This is a genomic window from Gilliamella sp. ESL0441, assembly GCF_019469185.1.
GTDB lineage: Bacteria > Pseudomonadota > Gammaproteobacteria > Enterobacterales > Orbaceae > Gilliamella.
The window spans coordinates 1,869,094-1,892,122 of the sequence record NZ_CP048264.1; the positions used below are offsets into that span (position 1 = coordinate 1,869,094).

The following is a 23,029-nucleotide window of genomic DNA, read 5'->3' on the forward strand; positions in this document are numbered from 1 at the left end:
GCTTAAGTAACAATTCTTGATTTTGAGATAATTATACATACATTAGCGTACGTTGTCAAGATTAACTATCCCATTTTTTAAAACACTAAATGTTGCAATAACTCCAGTTCAGTGCCGGTTAACATCGTTTGCATCGATAATGCACCAATAATGTAACTTTCACCACTACTTTTAATTTTTCGGATATTACCTTCACTACAAGCTAAATCCTGAGCTATTTGACGTAAATTTTTAGGTTTAATGATTAATGTAGACGATTTTTGTGTTTTATTTCTTTCGATATAAATATGATCATCGACAATCATTTCATCACCATAATAGAATTTGATGAGAACTTTCGCTTCTTCTTTTATTTTCGCTATTTTGCTATTTTTCATTGTCGAGATAATTGCATCAATAATTAATCCATCTTTATCTAAACAGACTTGTTTATATTCCTTTTTCTGTGATTGATAAAGACTAAAACCTTTTCGTTGTATGTAAGCTTCTTTTCTAGCCCAATTACCCCATCTGGTTAATACTTGAGTAATATCATAATCAGCGTTCAAGCTTACTTTATTGAGCCATTGTTTCGGGGTAGGACATTCTTCAACATTGATCTGTTTTGCTAGCATTATTCACCTCAGGTATTATTTTATTTCTAATCAAAAATTTGTATTTATGCGTCAGTAATAGTTATTTAAATTATTAATCCGCTATTTATTTGCTTGCTGCTTTTATTAACTTTGTTATTAACATGCTTGTTCATTGAATGAAAAATTAAAATCAGCGCTTAAACTCTTCCTTTACTTTATTAAGTTCATATTGATTAATATGTCTTCGACGGTATTCATAAAGTTGTTCAATAAGTTTTTCTGCTTCTTTTATTTTTTCATCAATAGCATCTAATTGTTGTTGAGGCGTCATTTTTTTTCTTCCATTCTGATAATTTATGTTATTAATATTATCAACAATAAACTGCAAAATCAATAACTATTGTTATTTAAATTTAACTTTAACAATATAATTTTACACAAAAATAGAGATAATTTATTTAAAATCAATTAAATGAAATAAAAATGTTTATTTGCATCTATTAAAATTCGATAACAAATCCTTTTTTTGATAACTTTAGATATTGACAAATTTAATAACTTATATTATCATAATCACCATCAAAACTAATTGAGTTACCAAAAAATTAGCAATACTTCGAGTTACTAGTGGGGTAATAAGATTCAAGTAGCTAGCAGGGGCATATGAACATTCTGCAGTTTTGATGAGATATTGAAAGAACAATTCATTTAATATGATTGTTATTAGATATCTGATAAGTGAAACAATGGTTACATTTCACACTCTTTTGCCCCGAAATCGGGGCTTTTTTAGAGGTTATTATGACTAATCGAGATTTTGTAAAAACAGAGAGAAGATTAAAAGATCGATTTCACAATGATTATCAATTAACACACAGTGAAATTCAATTTGCCCTTTTGTGTACTTTTATTCTAATTATCGGTGGTTTATTTGGATTTTTTTATTGGATTTTACAAATTGCAACGAGTTAAGTGATGAATAGATTATATCAGTTAGTTGAGAATGGCTATGAGCGAAATTATTGGAAAATGATGGAGCGCATTGAGGCTCAAGATGCGATAGAAGAATGGATTGATGAACGAGCGTCTACACTTATTAAAAACTTTAGTAATGAAAATGATTGTCAAATACTTGAACTGATAAAATCAAAGCTCGATAATCACGCTGTTAATGTTGATATTTACCATCAGTTCATTATTGATATTTGTTATTCGCAAGCTAAACAAGAATTAAATAATAAATTATATTAATTGATAAGTCACTTTATTCAAACTAACTAAATTTTCATAATGAGTTTATAAAACAATCAAATAGAATTCTGATAACTCATAAATTTGAATAATATATGGCGGTGAGGAAGGGATTCGAACCCTTGATACGTTGCCGTATACACACTTTCCAGGCGTGCTCCTTCAACCACTCGGACACCTCACCGTTTTATAGAGCCTGCTTTATATTGGCAGGCTGCATACTATAATGATCGTAACAAAATTTTTCAAGTATTTTTAATTCATGCACACAATAATACCGAAAACAGCAATCACCCCCAACGAGGCGATTACAGTTAATAATGCATATTTTAAATCTGTATTCATACTTTATCTCCTATTTTTATTTATTCGCTTTTGTTGTCTATCTTACGGAAATATTGAATGAAGTTATTTCTTCATCACCTTGCCGTAACGCAACATTTGCATAATTTGGAACAAAATCCAGTAATATTTCAATTGCTTCATCTAAATAAGCATCGGGTTTTTTATAATCCTTAGGTAGATCTTCCATTTTTTTAATTGGCGATAAACCAGCACGATTTAAACGCTCATTCATTCGTCGTAAATCACGATCTTCGTCATTTTTTTGTTCTGCTTCACGCTCTTTCTTATTTAACGAAACAATATATTGGCTATCTTTTTTATTGTTGAATCTTTTTATATCTTGTTCAAGATAAATAAACTCAGGATTATTTGCAATTCGCGATAAATGCTCTTTTTTAAGTTTCGATAGCATTGGTTTAAGATTTGCAACTTTAGTATATTTTGCCGAAGGTATCTTATCCCATGGCAGAGCATTATCTAAGAATCGTTCACCTGTTTCATCAACATACTTAGTTCTACTCATTTCAATGTCTGGTTCAACACCTTTTAACTGCGTACTACCACCGTTAATGCGATAAAATTTTTGAACCGTATATTGAACGCCACCCAATTCTGGCCAATCAGGATGTAAACTTGCATCCACTGGATAAGCAATATTTCGAGATGTTTGAACTGTACCTTTACCATAAGTCGTTTCACCTACAATTACGGCACGTCCGTAATCTTGCATTGCTGCAGAAAATATTTCGGAAGCAGACGCACTATATCGATTAACCATAACAACAATTGGACCGGAATACTTGATGCCTTTATTTTTATCGTCATAAACTGTCACTTTTTGTAAGTTATCGCGTACTTGAACAACAGGGCCTTTATCAATAAATAATCCAGTTAATAGGATAACTTCACCGAGCGAACCTCCCCCATTGTCACGCAAATCAATAACAAGACCTTTTAAGTTTTCTTTATTAGCTTGCGTTAATAATGATTCTACTTTATCTGTTAATCCAATATAGAAACTTGGAATCTCAATAACCCCGACTTTTCCTCGTTCATTATCGATGATCTTCAATTTTGCTTCTCTATCTTCGAAATGAATTTTATCGCGAGTTAATTCTATAACTTTGGGTTTACTATTGTTACCTGCTGGTAAAATTTCTAATTTAACTACTGTCCCTTTCGGTCCACGGATTTTATCAACCACATCATCTAAACGCCAACCAATCACATCTTCTATCGCAGCGTTATTTTGACCTACACCAATAATTTTATCACCCACAGCAAGTTGCTTACTTTTCTCAGCTGGACCACCAGTTACAAATGACATAATTTCAGTATAATCATCTTTTTGACTTAGGGTTGCGCCTATACCTTCTAATGATAGACTCATTTCAGAATCAAAATCACGTTTTTTACGTGGTGCCAAATAACTTGTATGAGGATCAATTTCACGAGCAAAAGCATTCATGAAAACTTGAAAAGCATCTTCAGTGTTTGATTGAACTAAAGTTCTTAATACACGGTTATAACGTTTGCTTAGTATATCTCGTATCTCTTGTTCATTTTTACCGGATAAAGATAAGCTCAGTTCATCATATTTAACTCTTTTATTCCAATAAACATCAAGTTCTTTCTCTGAACTTGCCCACGAAATATCTTCCCTTTTAAAATCGATACTATCCTTAGATGAAAAATCCATTGGGCGAGCGAGTACTTTTAAAGCATATTGATAACGTTTATATCGTTTTTGAATAGCTAGATTATAAATATCGTAAGCTAGTTTTAAGTTACCATCTAATAATTCTTGACCTATTGATTCTTGCTTACTTCTAAAACGATTAATATCACTTTGCGTAAATATCGCTTTATTTCCGTCTAATAATTTGAAATAACGATCAAAAATCTTAGCTGAAAAGGCACCATTCAAATCAAAATTACGGTAATGTGCTTGAGTAAAATAATTCGTTACTCGATTCGCTACGATTTGATGGATTTCATCTTGTTTTAAAGTGGGTAGTTGTTCAGCTGTAGGTTGCTTAGCATGAGCACTGTGGCTAACTATAAACATCACTAAGCTTAATTTTAAAATACCTTTTAATAAGTTACTCATGGCAATTCTCTATTTAATTATGTGCTCAGGTTTAACGGTTAATTGCATACCAGAGCCAACTTTTACTTTGATATGATCTTTTTCAATATTGACGATTTGTACCTTTAATGTTTTATTACTTAAACTCACTTTGACAAAATCACCAATCTGTAGAGTTTTGGGCGCTTTCTGTAAGGAAGAATGAACTAAGTTAGGTTTCAAATCTGTTCGCTTTTTAAAATTCTCTTTAGCCTTACCTTTGCTTTCTTTTAATTGTTGCTGTGCATAATCCATTTGTTGTTGGGTAATTATTTCGCCTTCGTTACCATCTAAATCAACACGATGCACGCCCGTTTTAAGACAATATAAGTATCGCCAATTATTAGTATAAACCCTTAAAGCAATGCGAAGCTTTGTTTTGCTAATTTCTTCTTTACCGTCTAGGCGAGAAAGAATATCTTGAAAGATACCTATTTTCAGAGGTTTGGCTTCACCTTCAAGACTAAAACATTTCGGAAACTGTTGAGCCAGATAAACAATAATTTCTTTACTGTTTGTCAATTGAAATTGCTTTTCCATTCTTTTCGCCGTCTCGACTAAACTATTAGAACGAGGTGAAGAATGCACATTTGCTCCAGTTTTATCTTTATTCTCTTTTTTAGATCGTTGTTTAGCTTTTTCTTTACTAATCTTTAGCTGCTCCTGAGCGAGATCCATCTGTTCTTGTGTAATAACTTCATGATCATGTCCATTCAAGTCTATCCGATATTTACCTGTTTTAATACTATGCAAATAACGCCAACTTGTTGTATAAGAGCGTAATGCTAAACGTAGTTTAGATTTACTCAATTCTTGATTTGAATCTAATCGTGAAAGAATATCTTCAAATATATCTATTTTTAATGGTTTAGCTTCACCTTCAAGCGTAAAACAATTAGGAAATAGTTGAGCTAAATAAGCTATAATTTCTTTATTATTTGTCAATTGAAACTGTTTTTCCATTAGTTTTTCCGTAGCATTAAAATTTTAAATTATGAAAGGGAAATATTGGGTTTTTATTTTGTGCTAATAGTTTTGAGTATTTTTCAAATTTCTGATTACTAGCTTCTGGCTGTTGCTTAACATACCGTATTTTTTTCTGATTAACCTCATCTTTTCTGCTTTCAATCCTATTGGGCTTAAACCGTTTAAAAAGGATTATGAAACTTTTTAAATTCCACCTTTTTATAATATCGATATTTAAGATAATTCGTGATTTAACTTTACTCATTATTTCATAGACTTTCAAACGATAAACAATATCGCGTAAAATATCAATCTTTAACGGTTTTGTTATCGTTTGAAAAGTGAAACAAATAGGAAACTGCTGAACTAAATAAGCAATAATCTCTTGACTATCTGTTAGTTGAAATTGTTTTACCATTTGTTATTCCGTTGCAACAAGTTTCCTAATCTTAAGGCGCTAAAGTATATATCAGCTTATGCAATAACACCTAATCATCTTTTTTATTATGTTTTTTGATGAAAGACATAAAATCTTTGATACCATTTCGCATTAACCATGAGGCAACAATGGATTTTTCTTCTGCGGTTAACTGGTCAAAAGCTGTCATCCAAAGTTGAAAAGGTTCGATTGGAGGTATTACATAACTCGCACTCTCTTCTTCAATATATAATGCTTTTTTGACATCAAAAGGTAAACTGCCAATATGGTATTCAAGCGCTTTACCACGAACACCTGTACGTTTACGTGATGTCCATTTTTCGGCTCTTGCTTTACGATTTATACCTTGTATTGTCGAAGGCATCCCTGCAATGTTTGATAGCTCTTTTGATGAGAACCATTCTTTCATTTTAACCATCCTACTTTTAAATAACCAGAAAAAAATACAGAAATTTAAGAAACTTTGATACAATAATTAAGAAACTAATTATTAAAACTTTTAAGCCTTTCATAAGCAAATTACTAGTTTTAATAACTTAAAATCATAACATAGATAATCAAAGTTATAAACTAAGAGGGAATAAAAAAATGGAAATTAAATCCAGCGACTGGCATCAGGCCGATATTATAGCTGCATTAAAAAAGAGAGGGACAACGTTATCTGAACTATCTCGTCAATCGGGATTTAGTTCAACAACTCTTTGCAATGCTCTTGTCAGACCATGGACTAAAGGAGAAATTATTATCGCAACAGCCCTTGATTTAGAGCCTAAAGAGATATGGCCTAGCCGTTATATTGATTTCAAAACTAATCGCCCAATAAAACGAGTGGTAAGAAATATAAAAAGAAAATCAACAACACATAAAGTTGAAAAAAACAAGGAATAAATTCTTAAGAAATAATATGGAAATATAAAGAAATTTATAATTCTATATTTCCATATTATATGCATTTATTTTCTTAATATTCATTTTGTATTATTTTTGTTGAAAACGATAAAACAATCATTGTTGGCTTAAATATTTTATTTTGCTTACTTATCAAATAGATAATTGATAAATAATTTACATATTAAATCAGCTTAAATTGTTTATTTTATTCCGTTCAATAAGAATCGTTATGCCTGTGCATTAAAAGAATATATTGAGCAAGATATTTTTTAGAAATATAACATAGTTAACATGGTGAAAAAACTTTGTTCGAAAAGGAAATAATTAATTTATCAAAAACTCTTTTAGAAAAAGCATAAGTAATAATATAAAGTTATAGATACAAGAAAAACTTAACAGGTTATTCAATGATGGTAAAAAGCAGATTTTTAATAGTTGAAACAAATAACATTGACATTCCTGTGCTCATCAATTCACTGAATTATTAAAGTATTTGAAAAATAAAAATGGACGTTAAATTCAATTAATTTTTAATAATTTCGAGAATTTATGATGTAACGCGCTAACATAACCTAATAATAATTCAATCTTCGTAACATGACGAATAATATAATCATTCCTTTTATAAATCACTCAACCGTTTTAAAACAAAGATTCTTTGCTAGACAAAAAGAAACATTCCGCTATACTTACTGCCGAAATTAACCAGACAATCGCTGCTTTGTTGTAGTCCTTGTAAAAGAGGAGACAAACAGAGGGGAGGAAAGTCCGGGCTCCATAGGGCAGAGTGCCAGGTAACGCCTGGGGAATTTTGGCGTGAGCTAAAATTTACGACTAGTGCAACAGAGAGTATACCGCCGATGGCTTATATTTAAGATCAGGTAAGGGTGAAAGGGTGCGGTAAGAGCGCACCGCGCAACTGGTAACAGTTGTGGCACGGTAAACTCCACTCGGAGCAAGGTCAAATAGGGATTCATTGGCGCGGCCCGCGTTGAATCCGGGTAGACTGCTTGAGCTAATGCGTGAGCATTAGCCTAGAGGAATGATTGTCCACGACAGAACCCGGCTTATCGGTTAATTTCAATTTTTCTCTTGAGGATTCCCGTTTTCAGCAACATTAGCTTGCTTCTTTTTAGTTAGCCAACGTTTTAAAGCTAGCCAGATTGAGAAGATCAATCCTAAAATCAATAAAAATGCAGGAATAAGCATTAAAAGTGACATGATCTGCTTCTCATAGGTTTTAAAAATTGGTGATAAACCAAATAGATAGCCTAATGTAACAATCAAGAAAATCCATAATGTTGCACTAATCCAATTATAAATATGAAATTTTCTGCTATGTAACCCAGACAATCCCGCCATCATCGGTAATAATGTTCGTACAAAGGCGATAAAACGACCAATAAATAGGGCTTGTAATCCATATTTATGGAATAAAACTTCAGATTTATGATGATATTTTTCAGGCAGGTGTTCCATCCAACCTTTTACAAGTTTGGTATTACCTAACCAAAGGCCTTGTATATAACCTAGCCAAGTTCCTAAGGCAGCAGCAGCTATTAATATGACATTAATTAACCCGAAATGGAAAACATCAAGACTAATTAGCACTCCTGTTAAAAACAGTAAACTGTCACCTGGTAAAAAAGCCGCCGGCAATACACCATTTTCTAATAATATAATAACAAACAACATACCATATAATGTCCACAAGACATTAGGGTTTGAAAGTGTTGCAACATCCATATTTATAAAAGCTTGATAAAGAGTAATGATTGTTTCCATTTATTTTAAAATCCTATTCATCTAAGTTATTAGTGGTTAATAGTACCACCTACAGTTAAATTATTCACTTTCAATGTTGGTTGCCCAACACCTACTGGTACACTTTGTCCGGCTTTACCACAGACACCTACGCCAGAATCTAATGCAAGATCATTGCCTACCATAGATATTTGTTGCATCGTTTCAATGCCGGAACCAATAAGCGTTGCACCCTTTACCGGAGTAGTAATTTTGCCTTTTTCAATCAAATAGGCTTCTGAAGTAGAAAAAACAAATTTACCTGATGTTATATCCACTTGTCCACCTGCAAAATTAGGTGCATAGAGACCATAATCAACACTGCTGATAATCTCTTCAAAACTTGAATTACCTGGCAACATGTAAGTATTCGTCATGCGTGGCATTGGAAGACAAGCATAACTTTCTCGACGCCCATTACCTGTTGAGTGGGTATTCATTAACCGAGCATTAAGCTTATCGAACATGTAACCTTTAAGTAAACCATTCTCAATAAGTACAGTTTTTTGACTTGGTGTACCTTCATCGTCAATAGTCAACGAGCCACGGCGATTCTCTATCGTTCCATCATCTACGATGGTACAAAGTTCAGAAGTCACTTGTTCACCGATTTTATTTGAGAATACAGAACTATTTTTACGGTTAAAATCACCTTCTAACCCATGCCCTACTGCCTCATGCAATAATACTCCAGGCCAACCAGCCCCTAAAATTACAGGCATTGTCCCAGCAGGTGCCGCTTTTGCCGATAATAAAACTAAAGCTTGTCTTACCGCCTCGTGAGCAAAACTGTCTGCTACGGTTTCGGAGGTTTTGGGATTAATGGTTAAAAAATGCTCATAACCAAAACGACCACCTCCTCCACTTGATCCTCGCTCACGTTTACCATCTTGTTCAACTAACACTGAAATAGATAATCTTACCAATGGTCTAATATCCGCACACAACGTACCATCAGTTGCAGCAATTAAAACATCTTCATAGCTACCTGTTAAACTTACTGAAACTTCAGTTACTTTAGAATCCAAAGAACGAATCAATTTATCAAGATGTTTTAACAACGCAATTTTTTGTTCTTGGCTAAAACTGTTTATTGGATTTAAAGAATGATAAATCGGAACGGTATCAACGTTTTTAAGTGGTGTGACTAAAACAGGTGCTTGCACTTTAGTAATCGAATTCGCTGCCACTACACTTTGCTCTAAACGCATTAAAGATAGCTGATCCGTATAAGCAAATCCTGTTTTTTCACCAACAATAGCTCTAACTCCGACACCTTGATCACGATGAAAAGAGGCATTTTTAATAATGCCATCCTCAATAGACCAACTTTCATAAAAACCCGATAAAAAGTATAAATCGCCATAATCAATTTGTCTTGAACTCAACATATCTAATAAACGCAAAATATCCGTTTGACTTAGATTATTTGGTTGGAGTAATCGATCACTTACTTCAGTTACAATCATAAATTCCTTTATATTTTCTTCTAAATTAAATACAAGTTTAAAGTTGGTAATACCTATTTGATAGATTAATGTTTATCTCAAGCGTAAACGCTCTACAATGAAATATATTGTTCATTTTTGATATTTCAATACCTTATAGGATTTACATCAATACTACATCATATTGTTCTTGGATATAAAGTGGTTCAACTTTAACTTCAACACGTTTTCCAACAAACACTTTAACTTCAGCAAGTGCATGCGATTCATCATTGTTTAACGCATTAGCAACTGCCGCTGAGGCATACACCAATAGATATTCAGAACGATGTGCTTTATGAACTCGAACTATTTCACGTAATATTTCGTTACATACTGTTTCAACAGATTTAACAATACCTCGCCCCTTACAAGCAGGACATTCTTCACATAAAATATGTCCTAAACTTTCACGGGTACGTTTTCTTGTCATTTCAACCAAACCTAGACTTGAAAATGAATTAATCGTTGTTCTGGCTCTATCTTTTGATAGAAAGTCTTGCAGTGATTGGAGTACACGTTCTTGATGCAAACTTTGTTGCATATCAATGAAATCAATAATGATAATACCACCCAAATTTCGCAAACGTAACTGACGAGCAATAGCAATGGTTGCTTCAATATTGGTATTAAAAATTGTCTCTTCAAGATTTCGATGCCCGACAAATGCCCCAGTGTTAATATCAATCGTCGTCATGGCTTCGGTTTGGTCAATAATTAAATATCCCCCTGACTTCAATTTAACTTTACGATCAAGTGCACGTTGAATTTCATTTTCTGTATCGTAAAGATCGAATATTGGCGCACTTCCACGATAATGTGATAATTTGTCCGTGACTTCAGGCATAAATTCTTGGGTAAACTCAACTAGCAAATCATAGGTCAATTTTGAGTCAACTAAAATTCGCTCAATAGGGTCACCAACGAAATCACGTAACACGCGTTGAGATAATTGTAGTTCACCATATACCAAGTTTTTTGTGGTAGGTCGAGCCATACGCTCTTGAATCTTTGACCATAGCCGTTTTAGAAAATTAGCATCTTGTTCTAATTCATGGGCGCTTGCACCTTCCGCTGCGGTTCGAACGATAAAACCACCTTGTTCAGTGACATATTGCTCAACAATTTTTTTTAATCTTTCTCGTTCTTCTTCGCTATCAATACGTTGCGAAGTCGCCACATGGGCTGAATTAGGACCAGGCATTAAAACTAAATAGCGGGAAGGTAAGGTAATATCAGTAGTCAATCTTGCACCTTTAGTACCTAAGGGATCTTTGACGACTTGTACCATTATATCCTGCCCTTGACGGACAAGTTCCGAGATATCTTTAACTTGAAATTGCTCTTGTTCACTATCTGAAACACATTCAGTATGTGGCATGATGTCAGAAGCATGTAAAAAAGCTGCTTTTTCAAGACCTATATCGACAAATGCAGCCTGCATACCTGGTAATATTCGGATAATCTTTCCTTTATAAATATTACCAACAATACCTCGTCGTGATTCACGATCAACATGAATCTCTTGTAAAACACCATCTTCAATATAAGCGACACGCGTTTCTGAAGGAGTGACATTCATTAATAGCTCTACAGACATAAAAATTTCCTTGATTGAAAGTCAATTAATTGATCGCATAACGTCGTCTTACAAGTCGCAAAAATAGGTAAATTACTATCCATAATAAACTGTCAATCAAACTTGATAGTAAAATAAGTGGGGACATAGTTATAATGTGATAAATAGCTATCTGAAATAATATTAATAATAAATTATAACATATTGAGATACCAAATATGATGAAGGATTGCTGCCATAATGCTAAATTACGCACCAATTGATATCTAAAAATTAATAGATAAGCAATTATCGAAAAAATGAACGCATGGATACCTAATATCGTACCAGAAAATAGATCCATGACAAGCCCAAAAATAAAAGCAGTACCTATTCCAACACGATGTGGTAAAGCAATAAACCAGTAAGCCAATATTAACATCAACCAATGAGGTTTAAAAATATTGTAAGATGACGACCAAGGTATAATTTGCAAACACAACCCAAAAAATAGGGTAATCCAAATAATTAATATTCCTCTATGGCTCCTCATGTTTTACTCCTTGGTCACCCCATAGTAACAATAGATAACGCAGACGTTTTAAATCGGCTGTTGGTGTTGCTGAAATAAGTGGGGATGAATCGCTAATATCAATCTTCACTGATGTCACTATCGCTACAGGGTATCCTTCAGGAAATCGCCCATCTAGTCCAGAAGTGACTAAAACATCCCCTACTTTAATGTCAACATTATTCGGTAAAAAATCAAGGGTGAGATCATTGTTACATCCATTACCGACAGCAACCATTGATATATCATTTCTTTGTATTTGAACGGGTATTGCATGTTGATAATCACAAACTAAAATAGCTCTGCTAGTGTTCTGTGCGATTTCGTAAATTTGCCCAACGATTCCCTTTTCATCAATGATAGGTTGCCCTATATATACACCATCATTTTTTCCTTTATTGATTACTACCTGATAAGCATATGGGTTAGTATCAGCCAATAAAACTTGTGCAGCCATTTTATGCTCTTCATGCCATAAAGGTGCTTTCAATAACTCTCTCAACCGATTGTTTTCATGTCTCAAATGTTCAAGCAACAAAAGATCTGCTTTTTTATTCATTAACTCTTCATTTAATTTTTCATTTTCAGAGGCTAACTCTTCTCGTGTTTTTGCCATTTCATGAAGTGAATCAAACGAAGCTCTAGGTGAATTTGAAACATGATAAAGTGGTGAAACAATACTATCTAAGTAATAACGAACTTCGTTAAAAGGACGATAATTTATATCAAGTATTATTAAGATCAAAGCGAGCAATATTGAGGTCAATAATTGCACACTAAGAGGAGAACGATTAGAAAAAAGTAATTTCATTGTTCAGTACTTACCTATAAAATACTCAAGTTAAATTTGAATAAAGATATGTTTCCGCCGAGAATATCGACGGAAAAAAGTAAGATACATAATTACGACGAACATAATTGATAATGGCTTCATCAAATCGGTCACCACCAATACGTGCGGAAGCAGAATAAACAACGCCATTAAGCGAAATCACGGCAACTTCAGTTGTTCCACCGCCGATATCAACCACCATCGATCCCGTTGGTGAAGATACTGGTAATCTGCAAAACGTAACATTTTTTCCGTCACAGAAAAGTCAGCAATAACACCATCTTTCATTGGTCTAATTGCTGCAATATTACCCGGAGTACGCCCTAACATCTGTTTCGCAGCCTGTCCGACAGCAGCAACACTTTTCGGTGTTCCAGAACGGTCTTGTCGAATGGCCACAACGGAAGGCTCGTTCAACACGATCCCCTGCCCTTTTACATAGATAAGTGTATTGGCTGTACCTAAATCGATCGATAAATCATTTGAAAACAGGCCGCGAACTTTTTTGAACATAATAAAAACTCTTCCTAGAATTAATCTTGTTTAAGTATATTTTAGAGTTTGAAGCAAGCTAATTATAAAACAATTTTCTTTTAAAATTGTACAAATAATATCTTATTTAATCTTGTAATTCCATAGCTAGCCCCAATAATAATTGAGTCTTATTATTGTAGCGCAATTCTAAAATAATACCTAGAAAATAGTATAGAAATAGAATGTAAAGGAGATATATAATGACAAATAGTATTTTACAGTGTATCCTTCGGCGTTAATGTTGAGTTACAGCCTTATTATCACCTTAAAAGATTACTTTTAAGATATTAAGGATGCATTAAATAATCGTTACTTATATCAAATAAACACGGTGTAATTCATGGATATACGCAAAATTAAAAAATTAATCGAGTTAGTTGAAGAATCAGGTATTTCAGAACTTGAAATATCTGAGGGTGAAGAATCAGTACGCATTAGTCGCACTGTAGCAACAACAAACTATTCTGCGCCTGTACAAAATATTCAAATACCTCAACCAGCTCCTGTTGTTGTAACTTCAGCTTCTTCAGCAGAAGAAGTCATCAACGATGTAGCATCAGTTGATGTTTCTGGTTCAACAATAAAATCTCCAATGGTAGGGACCTTCTATCGTACTCCAAGTCCTGAGTCAAAAGCTTTTGTTGAAGTTGGACAAACTGTCAATGTTGGCGATGTACTTTGCATTGTCGAAGCGATGAAAATGATGAATCAAATTGAATCAGAAAAAGCAGGGACTATTAAAGCTATTTTAGTTGAAAATGGTCAACCCGTTGAATTTGATCAACCATTATTCATTATTGAATAATCAGAATTTATTTAATTAATTTATACGATTAAGAGATTGAATATGCTTGATAAAATTCTTATTGCTAATCGTGGAGAAATTGCTCTACGCATTTTACGTGCATGTAAAGAACTTGGAATTAAAACTGTTGCTGTTCATTCTTCGGCAGATAAAGATCTGAAACATGTGCTTCTTGCAGATGAAACCGTTTGTATCGGTCCTGCAGCATCTGCCAAAAGTTACCTTAATATTCCAGCATTAATCTCTGCAGCCGAAGTAACAGGTGCAGCAGCTATTCATCCAGGATATGGTTTCTTATCAGAAAATGCTGATTTTGCTGAACAAGTTGAACGTTCTGGTTTTATTTTTGTCGGTCCAAAACCTGATACAATCCGTTTAATGGGTGATAAAGTATCAGCCATTGAAGCGATGAAAAAAGCGGGTGTGCCTTGCGTACCTGGTTCAGATGGCCCGTTGAGCAATAATATTGAAACAAACAAAGAAATTGCTAAAAAAATCGGTTACCCTGTTATTATCAAAGCATCTGGTGGTGGCGGTGGTCGTGGTATGCGTATTGTTCGTGAAGAAAAAGATCTTGAACAATCGATTAAAATGACCAAATTAGAAGCCAAAACCGCATTTAATAATGATATGGTTTATATGGAAAAATTCCTTGAAAATCCACGTCATATTGAAATACAAGTGCTTTCAGATGGTCAAGGTAATGCAGTTTATTTAGGTGAGCGTGATTGCTCAATGCAAAGACGTCACCAAAAAGTAGTAGAAGAAGCACCAGCCGTCGGTATTACGCCTAAAATGCGTAAATTTATCGGAGAGCGTTGCGTTAATGCTTGTATTGAAATTGGTTATCGTGGCGCAGGTACATTTGAGTTTTTATTTGAAGATGGCGAGTTTTACTTTATTGAAATGAACACGCGTATTCAAGTAGAACATCCTGTTACAGAAATGATTACTGGTGTTGATTTAATTCGAGAACAAATCTTAATTGCAGCAGGAAAACCGCTTTCAATTAAACAGAGTGATATTCATATTAAAGGTCATGCGATTGAATGCAGAATTAACGCAGAAGATCCAAAAACATTTATGCCATCACCTGGTAAAATTACCCGTTTTCATGCTCCGGGTGGGTTTGGTATTCGTTGGGAATCTCATATCTATGCCGGTTATACTGTACCGCCATATTATGATTCGATGATTGGTAAATTGATTGCATATGGAGAAACTCGTGAAGTAGCAATCGCTCGCATGAAAAATGCGTTAGCAGAACTCGTTATCGATGGTATCAAAACTAATATTGATCTTCATATCGAAATTATGAATGATAAAAACTTCCAAAAAGGTGGAACAAATATCCATTACTTAGAGAAAAAATTAGGCATTTACGAGTAGTCTGCTAATGTCTAATCTCGACAATAATATTGATATATTATTATGTTAATTATCTGATTTATCAGATTATTAACAAAACTTAATGATTCCACTTATCCGCCGACTTATGTCGGCGGTATTTTTTTACCGCTTAGCTTCTTAATCCTTTACCGCTCTCAATTAATCGCCATACAGCAATATACAGAATCACCACAAACAAGATAAGCATAGAAAAAGTGATCCATAGCGAAACATCGGTGGTGCCAAGAAAACCATAACGGAAGCCATTAATCATATAGACAATAGGATTCAATTTAGATACCCATTGCCAAAATGTCGGTAGTAACGTAATTGAATAAAATACACCACCTAGATAAGTCAGTGGCGTTAATACAAATGTAGGAATAATACTAATATCATCAAATGTCTTTGCATAAACTGCATTCAATAATCCAGCTAGCGAAAATAGAATTGAAGTGAGTAGTAATGTGAAAACGACAAATACCCAAGAGTGAACTTCATATGTCACAAAAAAGAGCGATACTATTGTCACTAAAGTGCCTGTTAAAATACCTCGAATAACGCCACCACCAACAAATCCCCAAATTAAGATATGTGTTGGTACCGGTGCAACTAAAAGCTCTTCAATATTACGTTGAAATTTGGCACTAAAAAATGATGAACAAACATTCGTATAAGAGTTGGTAATTACCGACATCATAATTAATCCTGGTACTATAAATGCCATATAACTATGACCACCCATATTGCCAACTCGTGACCCAATTAAATTGCCAAAAATTATAAAATAAAGTGACATAGTAATAACGGGTGGTATCAAGGTTTGGATCCAAATTCTTAAAAAACGTATGACCTCTTTGCGCCAGATACTTTTTAAGGCTATCCAGTATAAATTATTCATTATCGGCTCCTTTTGTTTGAGTATCATTACGCACCAAATCAACAAATAACTCTTCAAGTCGATTGGTTTTATTGCGCATGCTGATTACGTTGATTTTTTGTTGATTAAGTTGCTCAAACAATTGATTTAATCCATGCTGTTTATCGACTTTAACTTCTAATATACCTGGCTCAATGTTAGTAAAGGTATACCCGGTTAGCTCCAAGGGGTGAGAGGTTGGCAAATAATCAATAATAATCGTTTCAGATTGACTATTCGCCAGTAAATCACGCATAGAGGAATTAGCAATGAGTTCACCATGTTGAATAATACCAATATGCCGACATAACATCTCTGCTTCTTCTAAATAATGTGTAGTCAGAATAATAGTAATACCCTGACGATTAATTTCTCTTAAAAAATCCCACATGGAACGTCGTAATTCAATATCAACCCCTGCCGTTGGTTCATCGAGAATTAATAATTTAGGTTCATGAACAAGCGCTCTTGCTATCATCAATCGTCTTTTCATGCCACCTGATAACATGCCTGCCCGGCTATTACGCTTATCCCAAAGATCTAAAATCCGTAAATATTTTTCAGCACGTTCGAGTGCTAATTTACGGGGTAATCCATAGTATCCTCCTTGGTTTGCAACAATTTGGAGTACTTCTTCAAACTGATTGAAATTAAATTCTTGTGGCACTAGCCCTAACTGCCTTTTGGCATTGACGATATCTTTATCTAAATCAAATCCAAAAATTTTAACTTGACCCGATGTTTTGGTAACTAGCGAACTAATAATACCAATTGTAGTCGATTTCCCGGCACCGTTTGGTCCAAGCAAAGCATAAAAATCACCTGCCTGAACAGTTAAATTAATACCTTTTAATGCTTCTACACCATTTTTGTAAATTTTTTTGAGTTCAATTAACTCAAGAGCAGGAATAGATGACATGTATGTATCCTAAATGAGTAATTTATGATTAAAATGATATAAGATCCTATTTGATGAGATTTAATATTGACAATATAATCAATCATTGTAAAGCGCTTTTTAGCATTATTTGAATTGATATTAAGATAAAATTATTACTAAATTTAAAAAATTATAAATTTGCTTAATTTAATATTTATTAATTTCGTAAAGCTCTAATACGCTATAATTCTTAAAGAACTAGTTTAGATATATATTATTGTTGAGGTAGGAATACTATGCTAAAAATCGGACTCGTTTCTGTATCAGATAGAGCTTCAAAAGGAATTTATGAAGATGAAGGTATTCCTTCACTGCAATCTTGGCTTACAATGGCGTTGAAAACACCATTTAAAATTGAAAAACGAATTATTGCCGATGAAAAACCACTTATTGAACAAACATTATGCGAACTCGTTGATAATTTACATTGTGATTTAATTCTAACTACTGGCGGAACCGGTCCAGCAATAAGAGATGTAACACCTGATGCAACCTTGGCAATAAGTGATCGTGTTATGCCAGGTTTTGGTGAGCAGATGCGTCAAATTAGTCTCCATTTTGTACCTACGGCTATATTGTCCAGACAAGTGGGTGTAATACGAAAAAAATGCTTAATTTTGAATCTTCCTGGTAGACCTAAATCGATCAAAGAAACACTCGAAGGAGTAAAAGACACTCAAGGTAATGTAATAGTAAATGGAATTTTTGCTAGCGTTCCTTATTGTATCGACTTATTAGAAGGACCTTATATTGAAACGAATGAAAATATTATTAAATCGTTTCGCCCCAAAAATGCGATAAAGACCTAACTTTAGTTTTATGCAAATTTCATGCATAATTATGACGATAATATAGTAGATTTAATTGTTAAAAATGAAAAACGTTAAATCAATAACTATTACAAGTCGTTAAAACGAATCAATTTCAAAACTGTTATAAATAAAATCCCAAAGGTACATTATGAAACAAGATGATCTCACTAAAGTTTTTAAAGAGATGCTTAGCCAAGAAAAGTTTAGTTCGCAAGTAGAAATAGTACAAGCGCTTCAAGAACAAGGATTTGATAATATTAACCAATCTAAAGTATCAAGAATGTTAACTAAATTTGGCGCGGTGAGAACTCGTAATGCAAAATCTGAAATGGTCTATTGCTTACCAGCTGAAATTAGTGTGCCAACGACAAGTAGCCCTTTAAAAAATTTAGTGCTGGATATCGATTATAATAGTTCCATGGTCGTGATTCGCACTAGTCCTGGTGCAGCACAGCTTATCGCAAGATTACTAGATTCAATTGGTAAATCTGAAGGCATATTAGGCTCAATTGCTGGTGATGACACAATTTTTAGTACACCAACGAAAGGGTGTACAGTCAAAAAATTATACCAGACCATACTGGCTCTATTTGAACAAGAACTGTAAAGTCATCAAAATTATATTTTATTAATATTCACTGATTTTTAGTGATAACCTATTGACACAATTATCAGAATCGTTAATTCTATATGACACTGATTTTGTAACCTATGTTACAAGAACGAAGAGGCGCATTACTCAGGTAAATCATTTTAAGGACTGGAACTGTTGACAAATGATTGAGGGGATGTAGTGCCGAGATTTGATAACTGTCCAGGAAGTTATTAAATCGACTGCAAGGGCTGAATCCCTTGGGTTGTCACCTTAACAGGTGGAGCGCTTCGCGGTGTGTACTTGTTTAACGGTAAATAGAACATACCCCGCTCTATCTCTGTTAAAAATAAAAAATTTTTAATATGAGGAATCCATGGAAACATCATTTGTAATTGCTAAATTTGGTGGTACCAGTGTTGCCGATTACCAATCTATGGTAAACAGTGCAAATATCGTTATCGCCAATCCGAATGTCAAAGTTGTGGTATTATCTGCATCTGCAGGTATTACAAATTTGTTAGTAGCCTTAGCTGAAGGACGAGATGCTGAAGTAAGAGCACAACACATCGCGAAAATTCAATCCATTCAATATAGTATTTTAGAACAACTTCCTGAAAACCCTACATTGCGTGCTGAGATAGATCAGATAATTGCTAATATTGCCTCTTTATCAGAAGCTGCTAGTCTAGCTACATCATCGGCCCTAACCGATGAACTTGTCAGTCATGGCGAAATCATGTCATCTAAACTTTTTGTAGAAATATTGAAAGAAAGACAAAAAAATGTGTTATGGTTTGATGTGCGTAAAGTAATGCGTACAGATAACAAATTTGGCAAAGCCACACCAATAATTGAAGATATTAAACAGCTCTGCTGTGCGCATTTAAAATCATTGTTTTCCAATAATATCATTGTTACACAAGGGTTTATTGGTTCAGAAAGCACCGGTAAAACCACTACATTAGGGCGTGGTGGTAGCGATTATACTGCCGCTTTACTTGGTGAAGCATTAAATGCAACACAGATCGATATTTGGACAGATGTTGCCGGTATCTATACTACCGATCCTAGAATTGCGCCATCCGCTAAACGGATTGACGAAATTTCCTTTGCTGAAGCAGCAGAAATGGCGACATTCGGCGCCAAAGTATTACATCCTGCAACACTAGTGCCAGCTGTTCGAAGCAATATCCCAGTATTTGTCGGTTCTAGCAAAGCCCCACAAGCAGGCGGAACTATTGTTTATAATACTAACAGTATCAAATCAGACTTGCCATCCTTTAGAGCATTGGCGTTGCGTCGCAAACAAACATTACTCACCTTAACTAGTTTAAATATGTTACATGCGCAAGGCTTTTTAGCAAATGTGTTTACTATACTCGCTAAACATAATATTTCTGTTGATTTGGTTACAACTTCAGAAGTCAGCATTGCATTAACTATCGATACTATGGGAACTAATACTAATGGGACTAGTTTATTAACCAAAGCACTATTTGATGAGCTATCAACTCTTTGTCATGTTGAGGTTGAAGAAGATTTAGCATTAATTGCTATCATTGGCAACAAACTCACATCAACCAAAGGTATAGCTAAAAACGTATTTGGTGTTTTAGATGATTTCGTCATTAGACTGTGTTGTTACGGTGCTAGCACACATAACCTCTGTTTATTATCAAGAAGTAATGATGCTGAAGAAATTATTAAAATACTCCATAAAACAATATTTGAATAACGATATCTATGAGGAAGATAAAATCTCTTCCTCTTTTATTATTTAGTAAAGCAACAAATCCAATCCAAAAAATAAATTGTAAAGCCAAATAAAATATCTAAACATTTAATAAAAAAAATTATAGAATATAGACAATCTACTTTATGTAGTGCGTTCATAAAACTATTCTTTATATTTCAATATAGTCATCAATCTTCATATTGTTTGTTATTAGTGATTTATACGTTTAAAAAATGTATTGCTTTTAGTTCAATTTACTACATCAGTAAGCTAACATTAAACACAACAAAATAAGGGTAAATTATCATGGGTATTATAAGTTGGATTATTCTAGGATTAATTGCTGGTTGGATCGCTAAATTTTTTATGCCATTAGGCAGTGTAGGAGTGGTTAAAACCATTCTGCTTGGTATAGCGGGTGCCTTGGTTGGAGGCTATATAAGTACATTCTTTGGCTGGGGTAGCGTAACTGGATTTAATTTTCCAAGCTTGTTTATCTCAGTATTAGGGGCGATTTTATTGATATATCTTTATCGTCTTTTTAGATAAAAATTGAAGTTTGTTTAAACCTGGCGGAATAATTCCGCCAATTAATTTCTCTATACAAATAAAGAACATATTTTAATCAATAATTTAAATAATCCTTTTATTATTCCAAAACAAATATAACCAACAACTAAGCAAACAAAGAGTGTCGCACATAAGATACCATATGCTATTAACGCTAAAATAAAACAACCAAACAGTACAGGTATAACATAAATAATGTCGATGGATATTATCCTATTAATAAAAACATAAAAAGCGATTGTTGTCGCTATTAAAATAGTCCAATAACATATTTTGAAAACTTTCTTTTTAGGTTTAGAGTCAACAGCAATTCCTATCGCTTCCAAACATCCACCTATGGCATCACCAAAATCTAATGGCATAATTTATATTCCTTTATTTTTCGTTGTAAAGATGTTAATAAGTAATTTCGCCCTATGTAGATTTTTGTTATATTAATCACCAAAATCACTTATATATAAATAGTAAACTATAATGCTCAAAATATTCAATACATTATCTCGAGAAAAAGAAGTTTTTCAATCTATTACACCTAATAAAGTCGGACTTTATGTCTGTGGGGTGACGATTTACGATCTTTGTCATATTGGTCATGGGCGTACTTTTGTCGCATTTGATGTTGTTTCCCGTTATCTGCGCTTTTTAGGCTATGAGTTAACTTATGTCCGTAACATTACAGATATTGATGATAAAATCATTAAAAGAGCCCTTGAAAATGGCGAAACCTGTGAGCAATTGACCGAACGTATGTTACAAGAGATGTATGCTGATTTTGATGCATTGAATATCAAACGTCCTGACGTTGAACCTCGTGCAACTCAACATATGCAACAGATTATTGAATTGGTAGAAGAGTTAATAAAAAAAGACCATGCTTATATTGCTGATAATGGCGATGTGATGTTTTCCGTCGATAGTGACCCTAACTATGGTATTTTATCTCGTCAAAATTTAGAACAACTACAAGCGGGGGCCCGTGTTGATGTTGTTGATGTGAAACGCAATCCAATGGACTTTGTGTTATGGAAAATGTCTAAACCAAACGAACCAAGTTGGGATTCGCCATGGGGTAAAGGTCGCCCTGGTTGGCATATAGAATGTTCAGCAATGAATAGCTACCAATTGGGTAATCATTTTGATATTCATGGTGGTGGGTCTGATTTGATGTTCCCACACCACGAAAATGAAATTGCTCAATCAACTTGTGCCCATGATGGACAATATGTGAATTATTGGATGCATTCGGGTATGGTAATGATTGACCAAGAAAAAATGTCAAAATCACTAAATAACTTTTTCACGATTCGTGATGTATTAAAGCATTATGATGCAGAAACAGTTCGCTATTTCTTATTATCAGGTCACTATCGCAGTCAACTCAATTATAGTGAAGAGAATCTAAAACAAGCTCGAGTGGCACTAGAGCGTTTATATACAGCTTTACGGGATACCGATTCTAATCATCCTCATACCACACCAGACAGTGATTATTACCGTCAATTCTGTCAAGCAATGAATGATGACTTCAATACACCTGAAGCTTATTCCACACTATTTGATCTTGCGCGTGAAATTAATAAAGCAAAAGCGGAAAATGATATGGCGCATGCCAATGAATTGGCAGCCGAATTACGCTATTTATCCTCTGTTCTAGGTTTATTAGAACAAGATCCAGTCAAATTTTTACAAGGCGAATCACAAGACGATGTTGATAGCACCTTAATTGATGCTTTGATTCAACAACGTAATGAAGCCCGTGCCAGTAAAAATTGGGCGTTAGCCGATGAAGCTCGAGATAAATTAAATGCTATGAATATCGTGCTTGAAGATGGTGCTAATGGTACCACTTGGCGTAAAAAAAGTTAGGAATATCAATAAAAGGTA

General features: G+C 33.9%; 24 protein-coding genes, 1 tRNA gene, 1 other RNA gene, 1 pseudogene and 1 riboswitch. Of the genes and pseudogenes, 10 read left to right on the plus strand and 17 right to left on the minus strand.

Annotated elements, in window-relative coordinates; translation table 11 throughout:
* Positions 1 to 77: 77 nt before the first annotated feature.
* Together GYM75_RS08355 and GYM75_RS08360 are read right to left on the minus strand one after the other, a co-directional pair.
* Positions 78 to 614 (minus strand): antiterminator Q family protein, encoded by a 537-nt coding sequence (locus tag GYM75_RS08355; protein ID WP_220215512.1) that lies wholly within the window; start codon positions 612 to 614, stop codon positions 78 to 80.
* A 151-nt stretch (positions 615 to 765) separates the two neighbouring features.
* Positions 766 to 906: a hypothetical protein gene (locus tag GYM75_RS08360; protein ID WP_220215513.1), complete on the minus strand. Its 141-nt coding sequence runs from the start codon at positions 904 to 906 to the stop codon at positions 766 to 768.
* Between the two features lie 644 nt (positions 907 to 1,550).
* On the opposite strand from GYM75_RS08360, the gene GYM75_RS08365 reads away from it, so the two are divergent.
* Positions 1,551 to 1,826 (plus strand): hypothetical protein, encoded by a 276-nt coding sequence (locus tag GYM75_RS08365; RefSeq protein WP_220215514.1) that lies wholly within the window; start codon positions 1,551 to 1,553, stop codon positions 1,824 to 1,826.
* Between the two features lie 96 nt (positions 1,827 to 1,922).
* On the opposite strand, the gene GYM75_RS08370 is transcribed toward GYM75_RS08365, so the two are convergent.
* From GYM75_RS08370 to GYM75_RS08395, 6 genes are all read right to left on the minus strand, one after another.
* Positions 1,923 to 2,010: transfer RNA gene (locus GYM75_RS08370), tRNA-Ser, on the minus strand.
* A 71-nt stretch (positions 2,011 to 2,081) separates the two neighbouring features.
* Positions 2,082 to 2,171: a YnhF family membrane protein gene (locus GYM75_RS08375; RefSeq protein WP_220215515.1), complete on the minus strand. Its 90-nt coding sequence runs from the start codon at positions 2,169 to 2,171 to the stop codon at positions 2,082 to 2,084.
* A 37-nt stretch (positions 2,172 to 2,208) separates the two neighbouring features.
* Positions 2,209 to 4,281 carry a carboxy terminal-processing peptidase gene (prc, locus tag GYM75_RS08380; protein WP_220215516.1) on the minus strand — a complete coding sequence of 691 codons (2,073 nt, stop codon included), beginning with the start codon at positions 4,279 to 4,281 and terminating at the stop codon, positions 2,209 to 2,211.
* Positions 4,282 to 4,290: 9 nt separating this feature from the next.
* Positions 4,291 to 5,262: an RNA chaperone ProQ gene (gene proQ / locus GYM75_RS08385; RefSeq protein ID WP_220215517.1), complete on the minus strand. Its 972-nt coding sequence runs from the start codon at positions 5,260 to 5,262 to the stop codon at positions 4,291 to 4,293.
* 16 nt (positions 5,263 to 5,278) lie between these two features.
* Entirely contained in the window at positions 5,279 to 5,683 is a 405-nt protein-coding gene (locus GYM75_RS08390; protein WP_220215518.1) for a ProQ/FINO family protein, read from the minus strand.
* Between the two features lie 70 nt (positions 5,684 to 5,753).
* Positions 5,754 to 6,113, minus strand: a complete 360-nt coding sequence (locus GYM75_RS08395) for a DNA-binding protein (RefSeq protein WP_220215519.1) — start codon at positions 6,111 to 6,113, stop codon at positions 5,754 to 5,756.
* A gap of 179 nt (positions 6,114 to 6,292) precedes the next feature.
* On the opposite strand from GYM75_RS08395, the gene GYM75_RS08400 reads away from it, so the two are divergent.
* The gene (locus GYM75_RS08400) at positions 6,293 to 6,592 is read left to right on the plus strand and encodes a helix-turn-helix transcriptional regulator (protein WP_220215520.1); all 300 of its coding nucleotides are present in this window, start codon (positions 6,293 to 6,295) and stop codon (positions 6,590 to 6,592) included.
* A 700-nt stretch (positions 6,593 to 7,292) separates the two neighbouring features.
* Positions 7,293 to 7,681, plus strand: an RNA gene (gene rnpB, locus GYM75_RS08405) — RNase P RNA component class A.
* On the opposite strand, the gene GYM75_RS08410 is transcribed toward rnpB, so the two are convergent.
* The 6 genes and pseudogenes from GYM75_RS08410 to GYM75_RS08435 all read right to left on the minus strand — a co-directional run.
* On the minus strand, positions 7,676 to 8,380 hold the full coding sequence (locus GYM75_RS08410; RefSeq protein ID WP_220215521.1) for a DedA family protein: 705 nt from the start codon (positions 8,378 to 8,380) through the stop codon (positions 7,676 to 7,678). The genes rnpB and GYM75_RS08410 overlap by 6 nt on opposite strands.
* Before the next feature lie 29 nt (positions 8,381 to 8,409).
* Positions 8,410 to 9,867 carry a metalloprotease TldD gene (tldD, locus tag GYM75_RS08415; protein WP_220215522.1) on the minus strand — a complete coding sequence of 486 codons (1,458 nt, stop codon included), beginning with the start codon at positions 9,865 to 9,867 and terminating at the stop codon, positions 8,410 to 8,412.
* Positions 9,868 to 10,009: 142 nt separating this feature from the next.
* A complete protein-coding gene (gene rng, locus GYM75_RS08420) occupies positions 10,010 to 11,485 on the minus strand; it encodes a ribonuclease G (RefSeq protein WP_220215523.1) in 1,476 nt (491 codons plus the stop codon).
* Between the two features lie 25 nt (positions 11,486 to 11,510).
* Entirely contained in the window at positions 11,511 to 11,996 is a 486-nt protein-coding gene (gene mreD, locus GYM75_RS08425; RefSeq protein WP_220215524.1) for a rod shape-determining protein MreD, read from the minus strand.
* Positions 11,983 to 12,825: a rod shape-determining protein MreC gene (gene mreC, locus GYM75_RS08430; protein WP_220215525.1), complete on the minus strand. Its 843-nt coding sequence runs from the start codon at positions 12,823 to 12,825 to the stop codon at positions 11,983 to 11,985. The genes mreD and mreC overlap by 14 nt, the downstream gene beginning before the upstream one ends.
* An 82-nt stretch (positions 12,826 to 12,907) precedes the next feature.
* Positions 12,908 to 13,359, minus strand: a pseudogene (locus GYM75_RS08435) (rod shape-determining protein); the annotation flags it as partial.
* Between the two features lie 361 nt (positions 13,360 to 13,720).
* Here GYM75_RS08435 and accB point away from each other — a divergent pair.
* On the plus strand, positions 13,721 to 14,185 hold the full coding sequence (gene accB, locus GYM75_RS08440; protein WP_220215526.1) for an acetyl-CoA carboxylase biotin carboxyl carrier protein: 465 nt from the start codon (positions 13,721 to 13,723) through the stop codon (positions 14,183 to 14,185).
* Positions 14,186 to 14,227: 42 nt separating this feature from the next.
* Entirely contained in the window at positions 14,228 to 15,574 is a 1,347-nt protein-coding gene (gene accC / locus GYM75_RS08445) for an acetyl-CoA carboxylase biotin carboxylase subunit (protein ID WP_220215527.1), read from the plus strand.
* A 130-nt stretch (positions 15,575 to 15,704) separates the two neighbouring features.
* Here accC and GYM75_RS08450 read toward each other — a convergent pair whose 3' ends face one another.
* Positions 15,705 to 16,475 carry an ABC transporter permease gene (locus tag GYM75_RS08450; RefSeq protein ID WP_220215528.1) on the minus strand — a complete coding sequence of 257 codons (771 nt, stop codon included), beginning with the start codon at positions 16,473 to 16,475 and terminating at the stop codon, positions 15,705 to 15,707.
* Positions 16,468 to 17,412 carry an ABC transporter ATP-binding protein gene (locus tag GYM75_RS08455; protein ID WP_220215529.1) on the minus strand — a complete coding sequence of 315 codons (945 nt, stop codon included), beginning with the start codon at positions 17,410 to 17,412 and terminating at the stop codon, positions 16,468 to 16,470. The genes GYM75_RS08450 and GYM75_RS08455 overlap by 8 nt, the downstream gene beginning before the upstream one ends.
* Before the next feature lie 257 nt (positions 17,413 to 17,669).
* Here GYM75_RS08455 and mog point away from each other — a divergent pair, with 257 nt between their 5' ends.
* From mog to GYM75_RS08475, 4 genes are all read left to right on the plus strand, one after another.
* Positions 17,670 to 18,242 carry a molybdopterin adenylyltransferase gene (gene mog, locus GYM75_RS08460; RefSeq protein ID WP_220215530.1) on the plus strand — a complete coding sequence of 191 codons (573 nt, stop codon included), beginning with the start codon at positions 17,670 to 17,672 and terminating at the stop codon, positions 18,240 to 18,242.
* A gap of 151 nt (positions 18,243 to 18,393) precedes the next feature.
* On the plus strand, positions 18,394 to 18,852 hold the full coding sequence (gene argR / locus GYM75_RS08465; protein ID WP_220215531.1) for a transcriptional regulator ArgR: 459 nt from the start codon (positions 18,394 to 18,396) through the stop codon (positions 18,850 to 18,852).
* 110 nt (positions 18,853 to 18,962) lie between these two features.
* Positions 18,963 to 19,136, plus strand: a riboswitch (Lysine riboswitch).
* A 77-nt stretch (positions 19,137 to 19,213) separates the two neighbouring features.
* Complete coding sequence (lysC, locus tag GYM75_RS08470) at positions 19,214 to 20,575, plus strand: lysine-sensitive aspartokinase 3 (protein ID WP_220215532.1); 1,362 nt, start codon at positions 19,214 to 19,216, stop codon at positions 20,573 to 20,575.
* 306 nt (positions 20,576 to 20,881) lie between these two features.
* Positions 20,882 to 21,124: a GlsB/YeaQ/YmgE family stress response membrane protein gene (locus tag GYM75_RS08475; protein ID WP_065558750.1), complete on the plus strand. Its 243-nt coding sequence runs from the start codon at positions 20,882 to 20,884 to the stop codon at positions 21,122 to 21,124.
* A 50-nt stretch (positions 21,125 to 21,174) separates the two neighbouring features.
* Here GYM75_RS08475 and GYM75_RS08480 read toward each other — a convergent pair whose 3' ends face one another.
* The gene (locus GYM75_RS08480) at positions 21,175 to 21,507 is read right to left on the minus strand and encodes a hypothetical protein (protein WP_220215533.1); all 333 of its coding nucleotides are present in this window, start codon (positions 21,505 to 21,507) and stop codon (positions 21,175 to 21,177) included.
* A gap of 112 nt (positions 21,508 to 21,619) precedes the next feature.
* Here GYM75_RS08480 and cysS point away from each other — a divergent pair, with 112 nt between their 5' ends.
* Positions 21,620 to 23,011: a cysteine--tRNA ligase gene (gene cysS, locus GYM75_RS08485; RefSeq protein ID WP_220215534.1), complete on the plus strand. Its 1,392-nt coding sequence runs from the start codon at positions 21,620 to 21,622 to the stop codon at positions 23,009 to 23,011.
* The last annotated feature ends 18 nt before the right edge of the window (positions 23,012 to 23,029 follow it).